Origin of the sequence: Micromonospora inositola, from assembly GCF_900090285.1 — a bacterium.
Classification (GTDB): domain Bacteria; phylum Actinomycetota; class Actinomycetes; order Mycobacteriales; family Micromonosporaceae; genus Micromonospora; species Micromonospora inositola.
Genome location: NZ_LT607754.1, coordinates 5,374,225 through 5,393,389, shown reverse-complemented (window position 1 = coordinate 5,393,389; position 19,165 = coordinate 5,374,225). Strand labels below are relative to the sequence as shown.

Genomic DNA, 19,165 nt, shown 5'->3' with positions numbered 1-19,165 from the left:
CGGCGATGATGATTATTTTTCGCTCTCTGCGGCTACGCCGCGCCGCCCGTCGGCACTTCGGCTGGCAGCGGCTGCGCGCCACGCAGCTGCGCGCCATGCGCGCGCTGCTGGCGGGCCGTGACGCGCTGGTCGTGCTGCCCACCGGGGGCGGGAAGTCGGCTGTGTACCAGGTTCCCGCCACGCTCCTGCGCGGCCCGACGGTGGTGATCTCACCTTTGCTGGCATTGCAGCAGGACCAGATCGGCAACCTGAACGAGCGGGGCGATCCGGCGTTACGTGCGGTTCGGATCAGTTCTGCGGAGAGTCCGAGCAAGCAGGCGGCCGCGCTGGACGAGTTGCGCTCGGGTGCCGCGACGTTCCTGTTCATCACGCCGGAGCAGCTCAGTTCGCCGGAGCGGCTGGCCGAGGTCCGCGCGCTGCGTCCGGCGCTGGTGGCGGTTGACGAGGCGCACTGCATCTCGTCGTGGGGCCACGATTTCCGCCCCGACTACCTCACGCTCGGCCACCTGATCCGCGACCTGGGACGCCCGCCGGTCGTGGCGCTGACCGCCACGGCGTCGCCGCCGGTGCGCGATGACATCATCGCGCGGCTCGGCATGCGCAAGCCGCGACTGATTCTGTCCGGATTGGACCGTCCGAACCTTTTCGTGGCGGCCACGCACTGCCCCAGCGAGGACTACCGCTGGCGCAGGCTGCTCACCCTGCTCAAGGAGGCCGACCCGCCCGGCATCGTGTATGTGCCGACCCGGCGTGCCGCCGAGGACCTCGCCGAACGGCTGTCCGATGCGGGTTTCCCCGCACAGGCCTACCACGGCGGCATGGCAGCCGGGCTACGTCGGCGCAGCCACGAAGACTTCCTCGCCGACCGGGTGCCGATCATGGTCGCCACGTCGGCGTTCGGCATGGGCATCGACAAGCAGAACATCCGCTGGGTGGCACATGTGGCGCTGCCCGATTCACCGGACAGCTACCTGCAGGAGATCGGGCGGGCGGGGCGCGACGGTGAGCCGGCCCGGGCGCTGCTGCTCTACCGAGCCGAGGACATTGCCCTGCAACGCTTCTTCAACGGCGGCGCTCCTGAGCTGGATGAGCTGCGAGCGGTCGCAGCCGTCCTGCACCGCGGCCCGGTGACGCGCACCGCGCTGGCAAAGGCCACCGGCCTGGGCCAGCGTAAGGTCGCCAGCCACATCAGCCTGCTTGAGCAGGTCGGCGCGGTGGCGACGGGACCCAGGGGTGAACTCAGCGTCGCCCGGTACGCGCCCCTGCCCGATCAGGCGGCTCGGGAGGCGCTGGCCGAGTACGCCCGCCATCAGGCAGGGCAGCGTTCCCGCACCGACATGATGCGCCGCTTCGCCGAGAGCCGGGGCTGCCGTATGCAGGCGCTGCTGGGCTACTTCGGCGAGCAGTTGAGCCGCCCCTGCGGGCACTGCGACAACTGCCACGGCGGCACCTCCGAGGTGCTCCCGGACGCCGGGCCGTACCCACTCCACAGCACGGTGCGGCACGCCAAGTGGGGATCAGGCATGGTCCTCGGGTACGAGAAGGACCAGATGACGGTGCTCTTCGACGATGTCGGCTACAAGACCCTGTCGGTCTCTATCGTGCAGGCCCAGGGGCTGCTGGCGCTCGAGACGAATCGCCGCTGAGGGCACCCCGGCCGGCGGCGGCTCTTCGGGATACGGTGACAGGCGTGGCAGAGGCGGTGTGGGTGTCGATGTGGTCCAGCTGACCTGGTACGGGCACAGCACCGTGTGGATCGAGGACTCCGGAACCCGGCTGCTGACCGACCCGCTGCTGCGTGACCGGCTCGCCCACCTGCGCCGTCGCCGCGGCGCCACCCCGCAGCTGCCGTGCGCCCCGGACGCCGTACTCGTGTCGCACCTGCACGCCGACCACCTGGACTTCGCGTCGCTGCGCCGGCTGCCCGAGCACACCGCGCTGGTGGTGCCGGCGGGTGCGGCGCGCCTGGTCCGCCAGGCGCTGGGCGCGGCGGCCGCCCGCCGTTGCACGGAGCTTGCGGTCGGCGACCGGACCACGATCGGCCGGGTCACGGTTGCTGCCGTCCCTGCGGCCCACCACGCCGGCCGCGGTCCGTGGTCCCGGCACCGGGCACCGGCCCTCGGCTACCTGGTCCACGGTCAGGCGCTTACCTGGTTCGCGGGGGACACCGGCCTCTTCGACGAGATGGCCAGGATGGGGCCGCTCGATCTGGCGTTGATCCCGGTCGGTGGCTGGGGACCCACGCTCGGCGCCGGCCACCTCGACCCGGCGGGTGCCGCCGAGGCGGTACGGCGTGCGGCGGCGGCGTGGGCCGTACCCATTCACTTCGGCACCTTCTGGCCGGTCGGCTGCGATCGGATCCGGCCGGACCGGTTCTTCCGACCGGGGGCTGACTTCGCCCGCCAGGTCGAAGCGGTCTCGCCGGGCACCCGGGTCCGCGTTCTGCGGCCGGGCGAGTCGTTCACGGTGCGCCGACCGTGACGGCGACGCTCGGCGGGCTGGGCTCGCTGATCCTGCTGGTGCTGTTCGGCTCCGTGGTCCCGGTGGTGCCGACCGGCGCGGCGGTCAGCGGTGCCGCCGCGCTCGCCGCCCACCAGCATCCGGTGACCGTGGTCCTCGTGGTGATCGCCGGCGCGATCGGGGCGTACGCGGGCGACCTGGCGACCTACGGCATGCTCGGCTGGGGTGGCGAGCGGATCGCCCGGCGGCTGCACTGGCTGCGCGGAGCACAGCGGGTCGGCCGGGTGTCGACGCGGGTGCGCGAGGGGCATGTCTCGACCCTCCTGGTGTCCCGGCTCATCCCTGGCGGCCGGGTCCCGGTGCTGCTGGCGGCGGCCGTGGCCGGGCTGGCCTGGCGGCGCTTCGCCGTTGCCAATGCGCCGGCCAGCCTGCTGTGGTCGGTGCTCTACGCCGCGATCGGCGTCCTCGGGCGAGCGATCTTTCCCGAGCCGTGGCAGAGCGTCGTTGCCGCCATACTGCTCGTCGTGCTGGTGAGCCAGGGGCTGAGCTGGCTTAGCCGGCGCCGGGCGCTGCCGGACAATCCGGCGGCGACGCCGTAGCCGGCACCGGCGTGCCTGGTCGCTCGCGCTACGCGCGCGGACAGTGGCCCGCGTCGTGGTCCAGCTTCCGGCCTGCGCGGTCCTACCGCGCGTCGGCGTGGTCGTCGGGCTGGCGAAGGCCGAGCTGGCGCATCCAGGCGAGCAACTGGCGGTGTACGGCGTCCGGGCCGACCAGCTCGCCCTGTTGCGGCCAGTCGGCGGGGTGGATGAGCAGGGCCTCCGTCTGCCAGCCGCCGAGTCCTCCGTGGCAGCCGATCAGTTCCTCGAAGGCCGCCACCTCCTCCAGGCCTGGGTCCACCGCGCTGATCACGACGAGGTCGCCCACGTGGTCCATCGCCTGGTGGCGCAGCAGGTCCTGACGCGCTCGCCGGCCGTACGGCCCCAGCGGATCGTCGCCGTCGACCTGCCCGTCCCGTAAGCGGTGGCAGCCATGCGCCCCGATCGCCAGCGGCCCGGCGGCGGAGTCGACGACAACCAGCCCGATGCCGGGGTGCGCGGCCAGGCCGTCGATCAGCCCCGGGACGACGGCGTCGATGCGCTCGCGGGTCAGGCGCCCCGGATGGCGGGGCAGGTAGATCATCGCCAGGTTGCCCGACGCCACCACCACGGTCTCCGGATCGGTACGGGTGGCCGCGTCCTCCCGTCCGGCGGGCCCCAGGGTGACCTCGCCCCCATCCGTACGCGACCGTACGGCCACCCGGGTCGCCGTGCCGGTCGCCCCGCCCCGGCCAGCCACCTCGGTGAGCAGCGTGTTGACCCGTCCCCACTCCTCGACCGGGCCGGCGGCCTCTGCGGTGGTCGCGGCCCGGACCGGGGTGGGGGGCGCCAGCCGGCCGTCGGGAGCAACCGGGCGGACCTTCGGCGCGGCAAGCCGGGCAACCACCTGTGCCAGTGACTCGCCGTACCGCTGGCGGAACGTGGCGCCCTGGCTCTGCCCATGGTCGCTCAGCACGACGAGGTGGTAGCGCCGCGGCGCCTCGGCCGCCAGACGCTGCAGGATGCCGAGGGTCTGATCGAGCGCCTCGAGGACCGCCAGCGCCTGCGGACGGGCGGGTCCGGCATGGTGGGCCACCTCGTCATAGTCGAGGAAGTCGCAGAAGATCACCGGTGTCCCGCTGGCCATCTGCTCGGCGATGAGCGACACGTTGAGGTCGCTGAGCAGGCTTGCCATTGGACGCAGCGCGAGGTAGGAGCCGCTGCGGCGCCCCCTGGGCTGCACGCCGCGCAGCCGCTGCCGCCGCGCCTCGTAGAGCTCGCGAAGCACCTGCCCGGCGCCGCGCACGACGGCTCGGGCGAAACCGTACGGGCTGGCCATGAACGCCGCGTAGCCCCGAGTGAACGGTCCGGGCAGCCCGGCGCGGCTCACCGTGAGCAGGCTGGTGGGGGCGTCGCCGGAGAAGGCGGTGCTGATGCTGACCCCGCCGTCCCGCAGCAGACCGCGCCCGGTGGACAGGCGCCGCTCGATCTCGGCGGCATCGCGGGGTCGGCTGGTCACCATGAGACGGCCGGTGGAGCGCGCGCCGTTGCCGCTCGGTGTCGCCTTCTCGTACCAACGATAGGCCGGCACCCGCCGGACCTCGCCGTGCAGCAGGCCCGCCTGTGCCGCGGGCGTGGTGGCCGGAAGGCCGGTGTGCCAGCGGGTCATCCGGTGACTGCGCGAGCGCAGCCACCGGCCGACCGTGGGGAGGTTGCCCGCCCGGATGGCCCACTGCACCAGCGGCGCGGCCACGCCGTCGAGCTGGATGATGAGCAAGGCGTCGGCCGCCTGCCGGTCGGGTGGCAGCACAGCGGCCACCGGCTGCCGCCGTCGTGGCCGCCACGCCGGGCGCCGGTGAGGCTCCGACCTGCGCCGTACCCGGGTCATCACCCACAGCATCTCGCTGACGAACGCGTCATCAGTGCCGGCGTCGGCCAGCCAGTTCACGATCGCGGCGAGCGCCACGGCGAGCCACGCAGCGGCGAAGGCATCGGCGAATCCGGCGACGTGCGCTCCCGGGTCCAGGCGCAAGGCGACGTACATGACGACGGCCTGCACGCACACGCCGATGGCGAGAGCGCCGAGCCCGCCGAGCGCGGTGGCCAGGGCGAACAGCAGCGGGCGCAGTACCGCGCCGATCACGGCGATCAGCCCGACCAGCCACAGCAGCGGGACCAACCCGCTGGCGGTGACCCCCGGTAGGAGCCACAGCGTCGTGCTGAGCACCACGAACGAGGTCACCGTGCTCCGTAGCAGCGCGCGGGCCCGCGCGACCGTGGGTCGATAGTCGCGCAGCACCCGCAGGCCGACGCGGACGGGCTCGGGCAGGGCCGGGCGCGCCTCGGCGTCTCCATCCGGCTCCATTTCAGTCACGATGCCACACCTGACCTGTCAAGATCGGCGCCGGGGGATGGGCAATCCAGGCGCGGCTTCGTCGGGTCGGTCGCCGTGGTCGCCTTCTTGGACCCGGAGTCCTACGCCGATGAGGATTGGCGAGGCGTCGGCCAGGAAGTCTCGCTCGGCCGCGGCATACGCCTCCTGCACGCACTCCTCGGCCAGGTCCAGCTCCCGCGCGACGCGCGCCGCCGCCCAGCTGGGCGGCGGGGTTGCGCCGGGCGATCTTCAGAGCGCCGTCGAGGTCGGGCGCCTCGATCACGTAGAAGCCCGCGACGACCTCCTTGGCGTCCAGGAAGGGGCCGTCGGTCACGACATCACCGCGGATGGACGTCGCCGTCGCGATCGGTTGCAGCGCGAACGCCGCGGCCATGCAGCCGGACTCCTCCAGCTCCGTGGCGGGCCGGTCGTGTACCTCAAGCTCCTCCGGCGTGCCGTCTGCGCTGTGGGCCGAGTCCGTCGCGTAGATCAGGATTGCGTAACTTAGCCATGGCGCTCTCCATTCAGGTGCCAGTCGTCGCCTTACACCCCTACGTCGAACGGCCGGCGCGGATTCGACAGCACCCGCCCAGGTTAGGTGGTCTTCGGGGGTGTGCAGGGACAGGTCTGGCCGCGGCTCACGGTCGCGATCTGAGATCGTGGTTAGTCACCCCGAGGCGGGGTACGCGGCGTTCGAGGCAGGGGTGCGGGGAACGTCGGGGGTCGAGCTGCCGATGGCGAAGGATCGCGGTGCAACGCGGAGATATCGCGCGTGCGCCCTCGAGTTTGCCTGCTGTGTGTGGTCGACCGCGCGCAGTTCAGTGCAGACGAGCGGATGATGCGCTGCGCGGAGGGGTGCCGCCGGTGCGCTGAGCCGGACGACCTGATCCGAGAGGAACGACTGTGTCACGCGAGTATCGCAAGGACCCCGAGGCGATTTCTCGGCTGTCGAAGGAGCAGTACCAGGTCACCCAGGAAGCTGGGACAGAGCCGGCCTTCAACAACGTCTACTGGGACAACGAGGAGCCGGGCATCTACGTCGACATCGTATCCGGTGAACCGCTGTTCGCGTCGGTCAACAAGTACGACAGCGGTACCGGCTGGCCGACCTTCACCAGGCCGATCGAACCGGAGAACGTCGTCGAAGTCCGAGACTCGAGCCTCGGGACGATTCGCACCGAGGTGCGGTCGGCGCGCGGGGACAGTCACCTTGGTCACGTGTTTGATGATGGTCCCGTGGACGCCGGCGGGTTGCGCTACTGCATGAATTCGGCGGCACTTCGGTTCATCCGGCGTGACGACCTTGAGCGTGAAGGTTACGGCGAGTACCGCAAGATGTTCGAGCCGCCAGGCGGGGGAGGGCAGCGATGACTGAAACGACCGAGAAGGCGATCCTGGCCGGCGGGTGCTTCTGGGGAATGCAGGACCTCATCCGCAAACGCGCCGGCGTGCTTGCCACCAGGGTCGGATACACCGGCGGGGACGTGCCGAACGCGACCTACCAGAACCATGGTTCTCACGCCGAGGCGATCGAGATCGCTTTCGATCCCAGGGAGGTGTCCTACCGAGAGCTCCTCGAGTTCTTCTTCCAGGTACACGACCCGACAACGAAGAATCGTCAGGGCAACGACGTGGGAACCAGCTACCGCTCAGCCATCTTCTACATGAACGACGAGCAGCGACACGTCGCGGAAGAGACGATTGCCGACGTCGACGCCTCTGGCCTGTGGCCAGGCAAGGTGGTCACCGAGGTCAGCCCTGCAGGGCCTTTCTGGGAGGCTGAGCCTGAACACCAGGACTACCTGGAGCGGTATCCAGCAGGCTACACGTGCCACTACATCCGGCCGAACTGGAAACTGCCACGCCGCAGCGAGAACGCCAGTTAGGACTCCAGGCAGTGCGGTGCCACAACTGGGGACGCCCTGGGTCCGTTCGAAGCCCCTCAGACGGGGTAACCGCCGACGGCTCCCGAGCCCTTCGGGACGCGGAAGGAAAGGGCGGCAATGACCAGAATCGGCATCATCATCGGCAGCACCCGTCCCGGCCGTAACGGGGAGACGGTGGCCCGCTGGGTGCACGACATCGCCACCAAGCGCGTCGACGCCGAGTACGAACTCGTCGACATCAAGGACTTCAACCTGCCGCACCTCGACGAGATGGCGCCCCCGTCGCTCGGGCAGTACACCCAGCCACACACCCTGCGATGGGCCGAAAAGATCGCCTCGTTCGACGGGTACGTCTTCGTGACGCCGGAGTACAACCACTCCACGTCCGGGGCGCTGAAGAACGCGATCGACTTCCTCTACGCCGAGTGGAACAACAAGGCGACCGGGTTCGTCAGCTACGGCAGCGTCGGCGGCACCCGCGCGGTGGAGCACCTGCGCCTGGTGGTGGCCGAGTTGCAGATGGCGGACGTACGGGCGCAGGTGGCACTCTCGCTCTTCACCGACTTCGAGAACTTCAGCGTCTTCAAGCCCGGCCCTCATCAGGTGGATGCGGTGAACACGATGCTCGACCAGTTGGTGGCCTGGAGCGGCGCGTTGGCAACCCTGCGGGCCGGCACCACGATGGCGACGTCCCAGTCCGGTACGTAGCCGGGCGCAGCGCTGCCGACGGCGGGATCGGCGCCGGACGCGGTCTGGACCCCGCCGGCCGCGTCCCGGTCCCGCTGTCGGGGCGTACCTGCGGCGGGACCGGGCCCCGTCAGCTCAGCAACTCCCGGACGCGCGGGATGACCCGGGTGCCGTAGAGCTCGATGGCGGTCATGAGGGCCTCGTGCGAGAGGCCGCCCATGCCGTACTTCATCTCGAAGCGGTTCGCGCCGAGCACGGTGAGGTTCGCGGCGATCTTCTGCGCGACGGTCTCGGGCGACCCGACGTAGAGCGCCCCGTGCGGCCCGATCTCGTTCAGGAAGGACTCCCGGGTCGGGACGGCGAACCCGCGGGTCCGGGCGACCCGGCGGATGACCTGCTGGTAGCGCGGAAAGAACTCCTGGCGGGCCTGCTCGTCGGTGGCGGCGATGTGCCCGGGCGAGTGCGCGCCGATCGGCAGGGGATCCTTGCCGAGCTGCTTCAGTGCCTGGTGGAAGAGCCGGGAGAAGGGCGCGAAGCGTGCCGATGACCCCCCGATGATCGCGAGCATCAGGGAGTAGCCGTACCGGGCGGCGCGGACGACCGACTGGGGGTTGCCGCCGACGCCGATCCACGCAGGGAAGGGTCCCGACTCGGTGTGCGGTACGACGTCCTGCTCGTGCAGCGGCGCCCGCATGGTCCCCTTCCAGGTGACCGGCCCGCCCTTGAGCAGCTCGGCGAAGAGCTGCGCCTTCTCTTCGAAGAGCTGCTCGTAGTCGCCGAGGTCGTAGCCGAACAGCGGGAACGAGTCGATGCTGGACCCGCGGCCGAGGATGACCTCGGCCCGGCCGCCGGAGACCGCGTTGAGGGTGGAGTAGCGCTGGAACACCCGCACCGGGTCGTCGGAGCTGAGCACCGTGACCGCCGACCCGAGGCGGATGCGGGTGGTGCGGGCGGCGATCGCGCCGAGCACCACGTCGGCGGCGGAGAGCGGGAAGTCGTCGGTGTGGTGTTCGCCGATGCCGAAGAAGTCCACCCCGACCTGCTCGGCGAGGACGCCCTGCTCGACGAGGTTCCGGATTGTCTGGGCGTGGGAGAGCGGGCGGTCGTCGGCGTCGTGGGTGACGTCGCCGAAGGTGTCGAGGCCGAGCACGAGGGGCAAGGTCGTCGGTTCGACGGCTCGGTCTGCGGGTGCTGTGGTCACGGTGTTCTCTCGCTCTCGGGTTGCGGGAACGGGGTCGGTCAGGCGGTCTCGGCGGCGAGTGCCGCCTCGAAGTCGGTCCGGCGCAGCGGTGCGCCGAAGACCGGGCCGCCGGGTTGAAGGAGGCGGCCGGCGCGCAGGCTGTCGAGCCGGACGGCGTCGTAGCCGATGCCCTCGATCAGGTCCGCCACGATCTTCACCGCGCCCAGGTCGTCCCCGGCGATGCCCAGCGCCCGGCGGCCCGGCGCGGCGGCCGGGCGGCGGTCGTCCTCCAACTCGTGGTAGCCGATGTGGTTCAGCGTCTTGACGACCGTCGACCGGGCGAGCCGGTGCTGGACGATCTCGCTGCTGCCGTACCGGGGATCGTCGAACATCTTCTGGACGCCGTCGACGGGCGGCCAGTAGTTCATCGTGTCGACCACGAGCCGGTTGGCGACCAGGGCGGGGTCGAGGGTCGGGAACCGGTGCAGCGGTATGGCCAGCACCACGATCTCGGCGTCCGCGACGGCGTCGGCGGCCCAGCGCGGCTCGGCGCCGGGGGCCAGGATCTCGGTGATCAGGGCGATGTTGGCGGGGTCACCGGAGGCCGCGATCGACACCGGATACCCGGCGGCCATCGCGACCCGGGCGATCACCGGACCGGTGTGCCCCGCGCCGAGCACGGCGATCCGCGGCGGCGGTGGCGGGGCGGGCAGACCGGCCGGCACGGCCGGGTCGCCGCCTGACCTGGCGAGATCGTCGTCACCCATGGCTGCCACCTCATTTCCTTGATCGGTCAACAATATCTCCTATGCTTGACCGGTCAAGGATGTCTCGATCACACCTTGGGGGTCGTGGTGACGGTGGATACACGAGGTGGGCACCCGATCGTGCTCGGGATCGACAGCTTCGGAGAGATGACGCTCGGCAGTGACGGGCGGCTGCTGGGCCAGCCACAGAACATCCGCGAGCTGGTCGCGGAGGGGGTCCTCGCGGAAGAGTCGGGGCTCGACTTCTTCGGACTGGGCGAGCACCACATCGAGGAGATACCGCTGCCCGCGCCCGACCTGGTGCTGGCCGCGGTCGCCGCGCGGACCTCCCGGATCCGGCTGGGGTCCGCGGTGACGGTGCTGAGCTCGGACGACCCGGTCCGGGTCTTCCAGCGGTACGCGACCCTGGACGCCCTCTCCGCCGGCCGGGCCGAGGTGATCCTCGGCCGTGGCTCCAGCAAAGAGTCGTTTCCGCTGTTCGGGTTCGACCTCGCCGACTACGACCGCCTGTTCGAGGAGAAGCTGGAGCTGTTCGCCCGGCTGCGCGCGGAGGAACCGGTCACCTGGTCCGGAACCACCCGGGCGGCCGTGCCGGGGTTGCAGGTCTACCCGCGTACCGCCGGCGGCGCGCTGCCGACCTGGGTGGGCGTCGGCGGGAACCCGGCGTCGGTCGTCCGTGCCGCCCGGTACGGGTTCTCGCTGATGCTCGCCATCATCGGCGGCAATCCGGCCCGCTTCGCCCGGCTCTCCACGCTCTACCGGGCAGCCACGGACCAGGCGGGCTTCGCGCCCCTGCCGATCGGGGTGCACTCGCCCGGGCACGTCGCGGCCACCGACGAGCAGGCGCGGGAGGAGTACTGGCCCACCTACGAGACGTTCATGCTGGAGGCCCGCTGGCAGCGCGGCTTCCCGGAGATCACCCGGGAGTACTTCGAGCACGAGGTCGAGTACGGCTCGCTCTACGTCGGCTCACCCGACACCGTCGCCCGGCGCATCGTCCGGACCGTGACCACGCTCGACGCCAGCCGCTTCGACCTGAAGTACGGCATGGGGCCGATGCCGCACGCCGTCCTCATGGAGAACATCCGCCTGTTCGGCACCGAGGTCGCACCGCGGGTGCGCGAGCAGCTCAAGGAGGGGTGATCAACGGGCGGCGCCGGGTCGGTCACCGCCGTCCCGCGAGGAGTACAGCGGCCTCGTCGGCGCGCAATTCGTGACGACGGAACTCCCGTTCGGCGTGACGCGGGGGATACCTCGGCGGGTTTCATGGGTGTTCTGGGGTTTTGGGCGCTGCCCGGTCCAGCGGCCGATCGGGCAGGACGGGGTGCGATCTCGGCCGCGCTGGCGCGTTCCCACGTGCCACCTCGATCATCATGAACCCGAGGCAGACTGCGGCCAGTGAGGCGAGCGAGGTCAGCGCCGGAAGCCGGGCGGTGGCCGGTACCATCGCCGTCACCACCAAGGTCTGGGCTATCCGTTGCCGGTTGGCGCGGCGGGACACCCGCCAACGGAAGCCGTGGTCGGCGAGCAGGTAGACGATAACGCCGCCGAAGAGAGCGAGGTGGGCGAGCCCGTGAACCGGCACCCGAGTTCGAACAGGCCCGGGCTGCCCAGCACCGACATCGTCTTGCCGAGTCCGAGGGAGACCAGAACGATGCCGGCGACCATCGGCAGATGCAGGAAGGTGTAGGCGTCTCGGGCGATCGCCGTACGCGTGGCTCTGCCGCTCGCTGCGAGGGCCCGCTCGCCGACGGTGGCTGCCGCACCGAAGTAGATCCACCACAGCGCGGCCAGCAGAGCCGTGCCGAGCGCGGCGGCGATGATGATCCGGGCGGAGATCGGTGTGTAAGCCACGGCCGTGCCCATCGAGATGACCGCTTGGCCGAGCGCGATGATGATGATCAAACTGTGCCGATCTGCCCAGTGCTCCGCGGACCATACCCCCCAGTGACGGAGCCCGCTCAGGGCGTTGCCGACCAGGTCCACGGCGATGGCGGCGATCCAGAGCCCCGCGCGCACCGGGGTCAACAGCCGGATGTCGCCGACGGGGTGCGGTATCAACGCGGCAGCCGACAGCATGGCGAGCGCTAGAAGGGTCGGCACCGCGCTGTGCGCCACTGCGGGCCGCTGCGTCGGGTCTTGCCGGTTGACGAGCCAGAACGCGCCGAGGTGCAGGAGCCGAATCAGCCCGTAACAGGCCACGAAGACCACTGGCCCGGAGAGACCACCGCGGGCATCGTTGAATGCCTGCGGGCTGGCCAGCGTGATCACCGCAGTCAACGCGACCACCACCACCATCACCAGACGCACCACCGGGCTCTCCGAGCGGACCGCGACGGCCAGCCAGGTGTACATGGACCAGGCGAACCAGAGCACCACGAGCACCAGCAACCCGCGCACCACGCCGTGCCAGGTGGGATCGTCGGACATCAGGGCGGCGACCTGCAGGAACGCGTACACGAAGACCAGGTCGAAGAAGAGTTCCTTCGGCGTCACCCCGGATTGCGCGGCCATCGGTTGGATCGCCGCGTGCAGCTGGCGGTGGCGGCGCCGGAAGATTGTGGCGTCGGCCAGTCCCATTGCACCCACCGCTGCGGTCAACAGCGCCAGCTGGGCCAGCACGGGCAACCGGGGCCCGATCATCGCCAGGCAGCTCACCAGGAGGATCCCGAGGAGCGGTGACCGGCCGAGCAGGCGCAGCGTCCGCACCTCGAACAGAATCAGGCCGACGAGATAGAGGATCACACCGCCGTAGAGCACCACCAGCCCTATCCAGACCGATGCGTCCGACGGAACCCGCAGCTCGGCGAGTGCGTGCTTGATGCCGAGGGCGACCAGTACGAGCCCGGCCGTCATCGGCAGGTGCAAGAAGATGTACGCATCCCGCCCCAAGAGGGCTCGGCGGGCCTCCGACTTTCGTTGCAGCGCTAGCTCCGCCGCGAACCGGGCCACGTCGAAGTAGCTCCACCACAGCGCCCCGGCAAGCACGACGCCGAGCAGCGCGCCGGCCAGCACGGTCAGGGTGAGCGGTTGGGCCACTGCGGCGCCCTGGCTCAACCCTACCGAGATGATGGCCTCACCGAAGCCGATCAGAATGATCAAGCTGTGCCGTTCGGCCCAGTACGGGATGGATCTAATTCGCCAGGCTCCGGTGCCGAGCAGCAACGTGCCGGTGTACCCGGCGACGATCGCGCAGGCCACCAGGGAAAACCTGGTCCATTCGCGGGCCACCGCGCCGTTCACGTACTCGGGGACGATGGCAGCAGCCAGCAGCGCTATCGTTCCCGCCCCCAGCGGCGGCAGGGCTCTCAAATACTGCCGCCGCGTCCCCGGCTCGGTCAGGCCGGCGGCGGAAGCGAGGACAAGAGCGCTGCCGCGGGCGATCAGGTAGCACACCGCGAATACGACCGGTCCCGATAGCCCGCCGGGACGGTCGAAGAACGCCTCGCGGACCGTCAGGCCCATCACGAGGAGCGTCGCGCTGAGTCCGAACATGAAGACCGGCATGACGCCTCGGTCGAGCCGGACCATGTTGCCGAGCCAGGCATACGGGGCCCAGCAACCCCACAGCAGGACGAGCAGCACAGACCGCGGGGAAGGCCGGCCGGATTGAGCTGCTCGGCGGTGACCCCGGTGATGTTCAGGAACGCGAACACGAAGATCAGGTCCAGGAACAGCTCTAGCCGGCTGACTCCGCCCTCCTCGCGGGCCCACGCAGTTCGACCGAAGCCCCGCACGATCTCACTCTGTCAACCAGCCAAGCCGACGACAGTTGATCGCCTCAACCCGGCCCTCAGGGAGAGGAGTGTGGTACCAACCTCGAGGCTGCCTACTTACCCGGGTCGCCTGATCGTGCGAACCCTCTGCGAGCCCGACATCGCCGTGACCGTGTACGACCACGGGTAACGGTACGGAGGGCGGCGGCCGACTTGCCCGGCCAGGGAAAGCTCCACCGTGTGGGACACGACATCCTGCGCTTTGGCCACGAATCCGAGCGCCCAGAGCCCCGCTCGGCGCAGCTCGGGCGTGTCACCGGTGGCGAGCTCGAGTGCCGTGCACCGGCCGGCCGCCCGGCCCGCGTGCAGCAGCTCGATGATCTCGCTGCGGCGAACATGCCCCGCGCGAGGTGCAGGCCGAGCACCAGGAGGGTGCTGGCGGCGAGTTGGCTTCCGACCTGCTCTTCATCTCGTACGTCGGGGGTTGAGGCGGCGTCGGCCTGGGACGGTGCCGGGCCCGCACAGTGAGACGACGCCTGCGCTCGGGCCCGGCGGGGACGGTCAGCGTAGCGCCGGCATGATCAATCGAGGCGAGCAGCGTGGACCAGAGAAGAACTGAGCCGGGCTCACGTCGAGCGGGACGCCACCCGGTCGGCACGCGACGGCACGGCGTTGTCGACGTTGAGCAGTCCGGCGTCGACCACTGCCCGGCTCATTGGCCGGGTCAGCTCGGCGAGGCGGGCGCACCCGTCGGCGCCGAGCACCGCGTACGCGGGCGTGGCGAGCCGGTCGGTGGCCGCCTCGATCCACGCGCGCTGCGCCCGTCCGCTGTCGCTCAACGCCGGCTCGTCGCCCTCGATCAACCCGCGCCCGCGCAGCCGCTCGATCGCGTCAGCCCACTGCTCGCCGTTCCAGCCGCGGGTGCGGCGCAGGAAGCGGACCGGCACCTCACCGGACGCGGCGTGCAGGACCAGTGCCTCCAACCCGGTCAGGCCGGCGAGCACCAGGGCGGCCACGTGCCCGTCGCCGCGGAACTCCCGCAGGACCGTCTGGGCCTGCCAGAGAATCAGATGCGGCTGCTCCGGCCAGGGCAGCGCGGCGTGGGCGGCGAACAGTGGCCGCCCCTCGGGGTAGGCGGTGGCGGACTCGGCGGCGCAACGGGCCAGCTCAGCGGCCTCGACCATCTCCGGGCCGTGCACCGCGTCGCCGAGCGCGCGGGACAGGGCCGCGCCGGCAGCCTGCAGCCGGGCGGCCAGCACGGCCGCCGGCGTCGCCCGCTCCCAGGCGGCCGGCAGCACCCGGGCGACCAGGTCCGGGTTGAAGTTGAAGAAGCTGGCAACGACCGGGCCGGGGCCGACCGGCCCCAGGGCAGCCGCCCGGGAGGCGAAGTAGCCGGCCGGCTCGGCGATGCCGAGGGCGGCGTACCGCTCGTGCGCCTCGGGCGCGAAGTAGATCATCCCATGCAGGGGCTCGGTCACCCGCCAGGCGTGGCGCACGACGGCCGGGTCGAGTGTTGCCGGCGTCTGCCAGCTGGGAGCCGCCACGTCCGTCATGTCGCTGCCTTCCGTCGACGACGTTACCGGCCGGTAGCTTCCCATGCCGGCGGCGGCCCTGTCACGCCCCAGTCCCTGGGGGCACCGGTGCAGCGCAATGGACGCGAGGCCACGGACGGCGACGAGATAACCCGGCTCGTCGCCGCCACGCATGCCCGCTGACGGGTCTGCCCAGCAGCGTGGCCGACCCCGGGCCGGAGGCCCATCATCCGGCACGAGGGTGATCGGTGCATCCGGCTCCGCCGGTAGGTGCCACCATTAGCCGTGTGAAGATCCTGTCCATCCAATCCTCGGTCGCCTACGGTCACGTCGGCAACTCCGCTGCCGTCTTCCCCCTGCAGCGGCTGGGCCACGAGGTCTGGCCGGTGCTTACCGTTCATTTCTCCAACCACACCGGGTACGGCGCGTGGCGCGGGCCGCTTCTGGCGCCGGCCGATGTTGCCGAGGTGATCGCGGGCATCGAGGATCGTGGGGTCCTCGGGGACGCCGACGCGGTGCTGTCTGGCTACCAGGGCGACCCGGCGATGGGCGCGGTGATCCTCGACGCGGTGGAGAAGGTGAAGGCGGCCAACCCGGATGCGGTGTACTGCTGCGACCCGGTGATGGGCGACGTCGGCCGCGGCATGTTCGTACGGCCGGGAATCCCCGAGTACATGCGGGACACGGTGGTGCCGCGCGCCGACATCGTCACTCCGAATCAGTTCGAGTTGGAGTTCCTCGCGGGTCGTGCGACGGACTCGCCGAGGGAGCTGCTGGAGGCGGTCGACGTCGTGCGCGGGATGGGGCCGCGGCACGTTCTGGTCACCAGTGTGCTGCACGGTGACGTCCCTGACGGGTCGCTGGAGATGGTGGCCGTGTCGGACGAGGGCGCTTGGGCGGTGACCACGCCGCTGCTGCCGATCAGCCCGAATGGCGCCGGCGACGTCACGGCGGCGTTGTATCTCGCGCACCTGTTGACGACCGGCTCGCCCGCCACGGCGCTGGAGCATACCGCCGCCGCTATCTTCACCGTTCTTGAGGCGACCCTCGCGGCAGGCACCCGCGAGATCCAGCTGATCGCCGCCCAGGACGCGATCGCTGACCCGCCCAAGAGGTTCGCCGCCAAGCCGTACGCCACGTAGTGGCTGCGTCGGGCGGCGTTGTCGGCCTCGGTGGTGGTAGAAGGCGATCATCGGAAGACGTCGCGGCTGGCCTTGCCTCGGATGCCCGTACCGCCGCGCGTGGTCCTCGGCCACGGCCTACCGGCCCGCCGCCGGCCGAGGAATCGGTCGGCGGCGGGCGGTGGGGTTTGCTGGGTGGGCCGGTAGGAGCGCTACGAGGGCCGCGAGGTACGGCTACGGCGTCGCAAGTCCGAGGCTGATCGTCTTGGTCAACGTGGCGTTGTCGTCGTCGCCGTCCAGCGACCAGACCATTGCTCCGGCCAGGCCGGCCCGCCGGATGTACAGCGTCTTCTGCAGCACCACCGCCGGATCATCGTATGTCCAGAACGTCGTGCCGTCGAACAACCAGGCGTGCCCGGCACGAAGGTCGCGGTGAACGGTGAAGCCATTGCCGGCCAGGGTCTTGAGCCGCCGGTAGTCCTCGTATCCGGCCTCGAAGGTGGCCGGCGCGGGCCCGGCCGCGGGCTGGAACAGGCCGTTCCCACCCCCGGTGACGTCCGTCCAGCCCCGACCGTAGTACGGGATTCCCAGGACCAGTTTCTCGCGCGGCGCACCGCGGGCGATCCAGCCGTCGATCGCCACCTCGGCGGAGAAGTCCGGGCTGTCCGGCGCTCCCGCCGGCACACGCAGCGCCGACTGCTGGTTTGTCACCGCGTCCCAGGCGCCGTGGAAGTCGTACCCCTGCACCGTTGCGAAGTCCAGGTACGGGAAGATCTCGCGCCCCTCATACCCGGCGTCCATCGTCGCCGGATTGGCCGGCAGAAAGGCGGTCAGCGGGTAGTGCTTGCGGGTTTTCCGGCCGTACGCGTCGAGTTGCCGGCGGAACTCGGCGAGCAGCTTGGTGAAGTTCTGCCGGTCCTCCGGGCGGATCACGTTGCCCGGCTCACCCGGCCAGTTCGGCCACTCCCAGTCCAGATCGATGCCGTCGAAGACGCCGGCGGCCGCGGCCGGGCCGCCACTGCCACCGTCCAGGACTGGGAGGTTGCCCTTGAGGTAGAGGTCGATGCAGGAGGCGACGAACGCCCTGCGGGAGGCGTCGGTGCGGGCGGCGTTGGAGAAGTACGTCGACCAGCTCCAGCCGCCCAGCGAGATCAGCACCTTCAGATCGGGGTGCTTGGCCTTGAGCTTGGCCAGTTGGCCGAAGTTGCCGTTGAGCGGTTCGCCCCAGGCGTCGGCAACTCCGTCGACGCTCTCCTCCGCCGGGACGGGACGCTGGTAGTCGGCCCAGGCGTCACCCTCGCCCGCCCCACCGTCCACATAGCAGCGCCCGTCCTCGCTGACGTTGCCGAAGGCGTAGTTGACGTGGGTGAGGCGGCTCGCCGCCCCGGAGGTGTCGAGCTTCTTGACTGGGAAGGCCCGGCCGTAGATGCCCCACTGGGTGAAGTAGCCGACCCGGTGGTAACCGGCCCGGCGGTTCGGGCTGTCATCCGCGCTCGCGGCGGTCGGCGGGGTGGCGGTGACCAGCACGGTCGCCAGGGCGACGAGGGCGGTGAGGTGGCGGTGGTGGAATGGTCGCATCGGCACTCCCACGGAGGGACGGAGCGAGATTAGTAAAGAGACCTTTCTTATCGAAGAAGCTAAGCCGATCACATTCGGCGGTCAAGAGCAGGTCAGGGCCGTAAGGCGTTTGCGGCTGCACTGGGCGTGAGCTCCCAGAGAAGACCGAAGTCGTCAAGCTGCCGACGTTACGGATCGAACCCGCTTCGATGGCCAGCTCGACCGTCACGGCGACCCAGCGCCGGAGCCGCCAGATTGATGCAGATCCTGGCGCAGCGGTGCGTCGTCCCCGAAGCAACCAGCTGTACGTGGGAGTGGAGCAGGTCGATCGCCGTGCGGGCACTGCTTCGGGCGGCGCCCGCGAGGTTTCCCGGGCGGCTTCTACGATCACACCTCAAGACGTGATGGGGTCGGTGCTGGTGCTGGTGCTGGTGCTGGTGCTGGTGCTGGTGGTCTTGGTCTTGGTCGACTGGTGATTGTCGCTGATCGACCGTCCCGAAGTGGCGCAGCAGCAGCTCTCATCCGGGCTCGGCGGACACGTCGGTGGCCGTGGCGCTGACGATGGCCTTGTCACCGTCGTTCTGCACGTAGCCGACCACCGAGGCTTGTCGAGGATCAAGATCTGGCGGCACGTCCAGTTCCACCCGCCCACGCTCCGCGTCCAGATCCACGGACGTGAAGGCGCGCACCACGTTGTCCTGGCGCAACGTCCGCCCGGCGTTCTCACCTCGGGCGACCTCGCTTTCCAGGCCACGTTCCACGATCGCCACGTTCAACACCGCCCGCTGCGGGGGCCGCTCAGTTTGATAGCCCACCACCACCCGACGTCCGCCGCCGGTGCTCCTGGCAGCGTCCTCGACCGACAGTGCGAGCGGCGTGGTGGCTACCGCCGTCAGGGCGGACGCGATCGCCGTCGCCGCCCGCCGACGGTCGGAACCGACGAACTCGACGGTGCCGTTGATGACCATCTGCGGCGTGTACAACTGCCCGGAGCCGAAGGCGCGCGCGTACGCCTGCTGCCGGGCGGTGTACGCCTCGTCCGCGAACCGGTCGGGCCAGCCCAGGTCGTCCCAGTAGTCGACGTGGAAGCCGAGGGCGTAGATGGGTTGTTCCCGCTTCCGGGCGTCGCGCTCGATCTCGGTCAGCACCTCCTCCGCGGGAGGACAGCTCGAGCAGCCCTGGGAGGTGAACATCTCCACGACGGCGAAGCCGCCACCGGCCCGCGCGACGTCCCGCGCCTGCAGCGGCGAATCAGGCGGGCGGGCACGATCCGACCCTGTGCGCGACGGGTCCGCCATGGGGCGTCCTCC

Annotated in this window: 17 protein-coding genes; 9 read left to right on the top strand and 8 right to left on the bottom strand. The window is 70.6% G+C overall.

All coding sequences use genetic code 11. The features are described 5' to 3' along the window. The first annotated feature begins 5 nt into the window (after window positions 1-5). The 3 genes from GA0070613_RS25770 to GA0070613_RS25760 are packed head-to-tail and all read left to right on the top strand — an operon-like array spanning window position 6 to window position 3,059. On the top strand, window positions 6-1,646 hold the full coding sequence (locus GA0070613_RS25770; RefSeq protein ID WP_089014635.1) for a RecQ family ATP-dependent DNA helicase: 1,641 nt from the start codon (window positions 6-8) through the stop codon (window positions 1,644-1,646). Between the two features lie 58 nt (window positions 1,647-1,704). Then, on the top strand, window positions 1,705-2,481 hold the full coding sequence (locus GA0070613_RS25765) for an MBL fold metallo-hydrolase (RefSeq protein ID WP_231929469.1): 777 nt from the start codon (window positions 1,705-1,707) through the stop codon (window positions 2,479-2,481). Next, window positions 2,478-3,059, top strand: coding sequence for a DedA family protein (locus GA0070613_RS25760; RefSeq protein ID WP_089014633.1), 582 nt, complete (start codon window positions 2,478-2,480; stop codon window positions 3,057-3,059). Before GA0070613_RS25765 ends, GA0070613_RS25760 begins: the two co-directional genes overlap by 4 nt. A gap of 82 nt (window positions 3,060-3,141) precedes the next feature. Here GA0070613_RS25760 and GA0070613_RS25755 read toward each other — a convergent pair whose 3' ends face one another. Next, window positions 3,142-5,400, bottom strand: coding sequence for a phage holin family protein (locus tag GA0070613_RS25755; RefSeq protein ID WP_089014632.1), 2,259 nt, complete (start codon window positions 5,398-5,400; stop codon window positions 3,142-3,144). 1 nt (window position 5,401) lies between these two features. After that, window positions 5,402-5,899 (bottom strand): YciI family protein, encoded by a 498-nt coding sequence (locus tag GA0070613_RS25750; protein ID WP_231929880.1) that lies wholly within the window; start codon window positions 5,897-5,899, stop codon window positions 5,402-5,404. Between the two features lie 413 nt (window positions 5,900-6,312). Here GA0070613_RS25750 and msrB point away from each other — a divergent pair, with 413 nt between their 5' ends. The 3 genes from msrB to GA0070613_RS25735 all read left to right on the top strand — a co-directional run bounded on the left by msrB (window position 6,313) and on the right by GA0070613_RS25735 (window position 8,003). Beyond that, window positions 6,313-6,780 carry a peptide-methionine (R)-S-oxide reductase MsrB gene (msrB, locus tag GA0070613_RS25745; RefSeq protein ID WP_089014630.1) on the top strand — a complete coding sequence of 156 codons (468 nt, stop codon included), beginning with the start codon at window positions 6,313-6,315 and terminating at the stop codon, window positions 6,778-6,780. Next, window positions 6,777-7,295 carry a peptide-methionine (S)-S-oxide reductase MsrA gene (msrA, locus tag GA0070613_RS25740; protein ID WP_089014629.1) on the top strand — a complete coding sequence of 173 codons (519 nt, stop codon included), beginning with the start codon at window positions 6,777-6,779 and terminating at the stop codon, window positions 7,293-7,295. Before msrB ends, msrA begins: the two co-directional genes overlap by 4 nt. A gap of 117 nt (window positions 7,296-7,412) precedes the next feature. Beyond that, entirely contained in the window at window positions 7,413-8,003 is a 591-nt protein-coding gene (locus GA0070613_RS25735; RefSeq protein WP_089014628.1) for an NADPH-dependent FMN reductase, read from the top strand. Window positions 8,004-8,112: 109 nt separating this feature from the next. On the opposite strand, the gene GA0070613_RS25730 is transcribed toward GA0070613_RS25735, so the two are convergent. Both GA0070613_RS25730 and GA0070613_RS25725 read right to left on the bottom strand, forming a co-directional pair. After that, window positions 8,113-9,132: an LLM class flavin-dependent oxidoreductase gene (locus GA0070613_RS25730; RefSeq protein WP_231929468.1), complete on the bottom strand. Its 1,020-nt coding sequence runs from the start codon at window positions 9,130-9,132 to the stop codon at window positions 8,113-8,115. Window positions 9,133-9,221: 89 nt separating this feature from the next. Then, window positions 9,222-9,929: an NADPH-dependent F420 reductase gene (locus GA0070613_RS25725; protein ID WP_089014626.1), complete on the bottom strand. Its 708-nt coding sequence runs from the start codon at window positions 9,927-9,929 to the stop codon at window positions 9,222-9,224. Between the two features lie 147 nt (window positions 9,930-10,076). Between GA0070613_RS25725 and GA0070613_RS25720 the strand changes: the two genes are divergently transcribed. Next, window positions 10,077-11,072, top strand: a complete 996-nt coding sequence (locus tag GA0070613_RS25720) for an LLM class flavin-dependent oxidoreductase (protein WP_089016201.1) — start codon at window positions 10,077-10,079, stop codon at window positions 11,070-11,072. A 327-nt stretch (window positions 11,073-11,399) separates the two neighbouring features. Here the strand turns inward: GA0070613_RS25720 and GA0070613_RS25715 are convergent, their stop codons facing one another. Further along, window positions 11,400-13,514: a low temperature requirement protein A gene (locus GA0070613_RS25715; RefSeq protein WP_172875896.1), complete on the bottom strand. Its 2,115-nt coding sequence runs from the start codon at window positions 13,512-13,514 to the stop codon at window positions 11,400-11,402. A 757-nt stretch (window positions 13,515-14,271) separates the two neighbouring features. Beyond that, complete coding sequence (locus tag GA0070613_RS25710; protein ID WP_089014624.1) at window positions 14,272-15,198, bottom strand: SCO6745 family protein; 927 nt, start codon at window positions 15,196-15,198, stop codon at window positions 14,272-14,274. Window positions 15,199-15,464: 266 nt separating this feature from the next. Between GA0070613_RS25710 and pdxY the strand changes: the two genes are divergently transcribed. Continuing rightward, entirely contained in the window at window positions 15,465-16,319 is an 855-nt protein-coding gene (gene pdxY, locus GA0070613_RS25705) for a pyridoxal kinase PdxY (protein ID WP_089014623.1), read from the top strand. A gap of 213 nt (window positions 16,320-16,532) precedes the next feature. Here the strand turns inward: pdxY and GA0070613_RS25700 are convergent, their stop codons facing one another. After that, on the bottom strand, window positions 16,533-17,876 hold the full coding sequence (locus tag GA0070613_RS25700) for a glycoside hydrolase family 18 protein (protein ID WP_089016200.1): 1,344 nt from the start codon (window positions 17,874-17,876) through the stop codon (window positions 16,533-16,535). Window positions 17,877-18,064: 188 nt separating this feature from the next. On the opposite strand from GA0070613_RS25700, the gene GA0070613_RS25695 reads away from it, so the two are divergent. Next, window positions 18,065-18,331 carry a hypothetical protein gene (locus GA0070613_RS25695; RefSeq protein ID WP_089014622.1) on the top strand — a complete coding sequence of 89 codons (267 nt, stop codon included), beginning with the start codon at window positions 18,065-18,067 and terminating at the stop codon, window positions 18,329-18,331. 42 nt (window positions 18,332-18,373) lie between these two features. Here the strand turns inward: GA0070613_RS25695 and GA0070613_RS25690 are convergent, their stop codons facing one another. Beyond that, a complete protein-coding gene (locus GA0070613_RS25690; RefSeq protein ID WP_157746535.1) occupies window positions 18,374-19,153 on the bottom strand; it encodes a DUF1223 domain-containing protein in 780 nt (259 codons plus the stop codon). Window positions 19,154-19,165 lie beyond the last annotated feature (12 nt).

What these genes read in the sequence shown, in the direction of transcription:
- GA0070613_RS25720 (WP_089016201.1), top strand. Translation starts at nt 10,077, where the DNA reads ATGACGCTCGGCAGTGACGGGCGGCTGCTGGGCCAGCCACAGAACATC.
- GA0070613_RS25690 (WP_157746535.1), bottom strand. Translation starts at nt 19,153, where the DNA reads ATGGCGGACCCGTCGCGCACAGGGTCGGATCGTGCCCGCCCGCCTGAT.
- GA0070613_RS25725 (WP_089014626.1), bottom strand. Translation starts at nt 9,929, where the DNA reads ATGGGTGACGACGATCTCGCCAGGTCAGGCGGCGACCCGGCCGTGCCG.
- GA0070613_RS25695 (WP_089014622.1), top strand. Translation starts at nt 18,065, where the DNA reads ATGGCCAGCTCGACCGTCACGGCGACCCAGCGCCGGAGCCGCCAGATT.
- GA0070613_RS25755 (WP_089014632.1), bottom strand. Translation starts at nt 5,400, where the DNA reads ATGGAGCCGGATGGAGACGCCGAGGCGCGCCCGGCCCTGCCCGAGCCC.
- GA0070613_RS25710 (WP_089014624.1), bottom strand. Translation starts at nt 15,198, where the DNA reads ATGACGGACGTGGCGGCTCCCAGCTGGCAGACGCCGGCAACACTCGAC.
- GA0070613_RS25700 (WP_089016200.1), bottom strand. Translation starts at nt 17,876, where the DNA reads ATGCGACCATTCCACCACCGCCACCTCACCGCCCTCGTCGCCCTGGCG.
- GA0070613_RS25770 (WP_089014635.1), top strand. Translation starts at nt 6, where the DNA reads ATGATGATTATTTTTCGCTCTCTGCGGCTACGCCGCGCCGCCCGTCGG.
- msrA (WP_089014629.1), top strand. Translation starts at nt 6,777, where the DNA reads ATGACTGAAACGACCGAGAAGGCGATCCTGGCCGGCGGGTGCTTCTGG.
- GA0070613_RS25735 (WP_089014628.1), top strand. Translation starts at nt 7,413, where the DNA reads ATGACCAGAATCGGCATCATCATCGGCAGCACCCGTCCCGGCCGTAAC.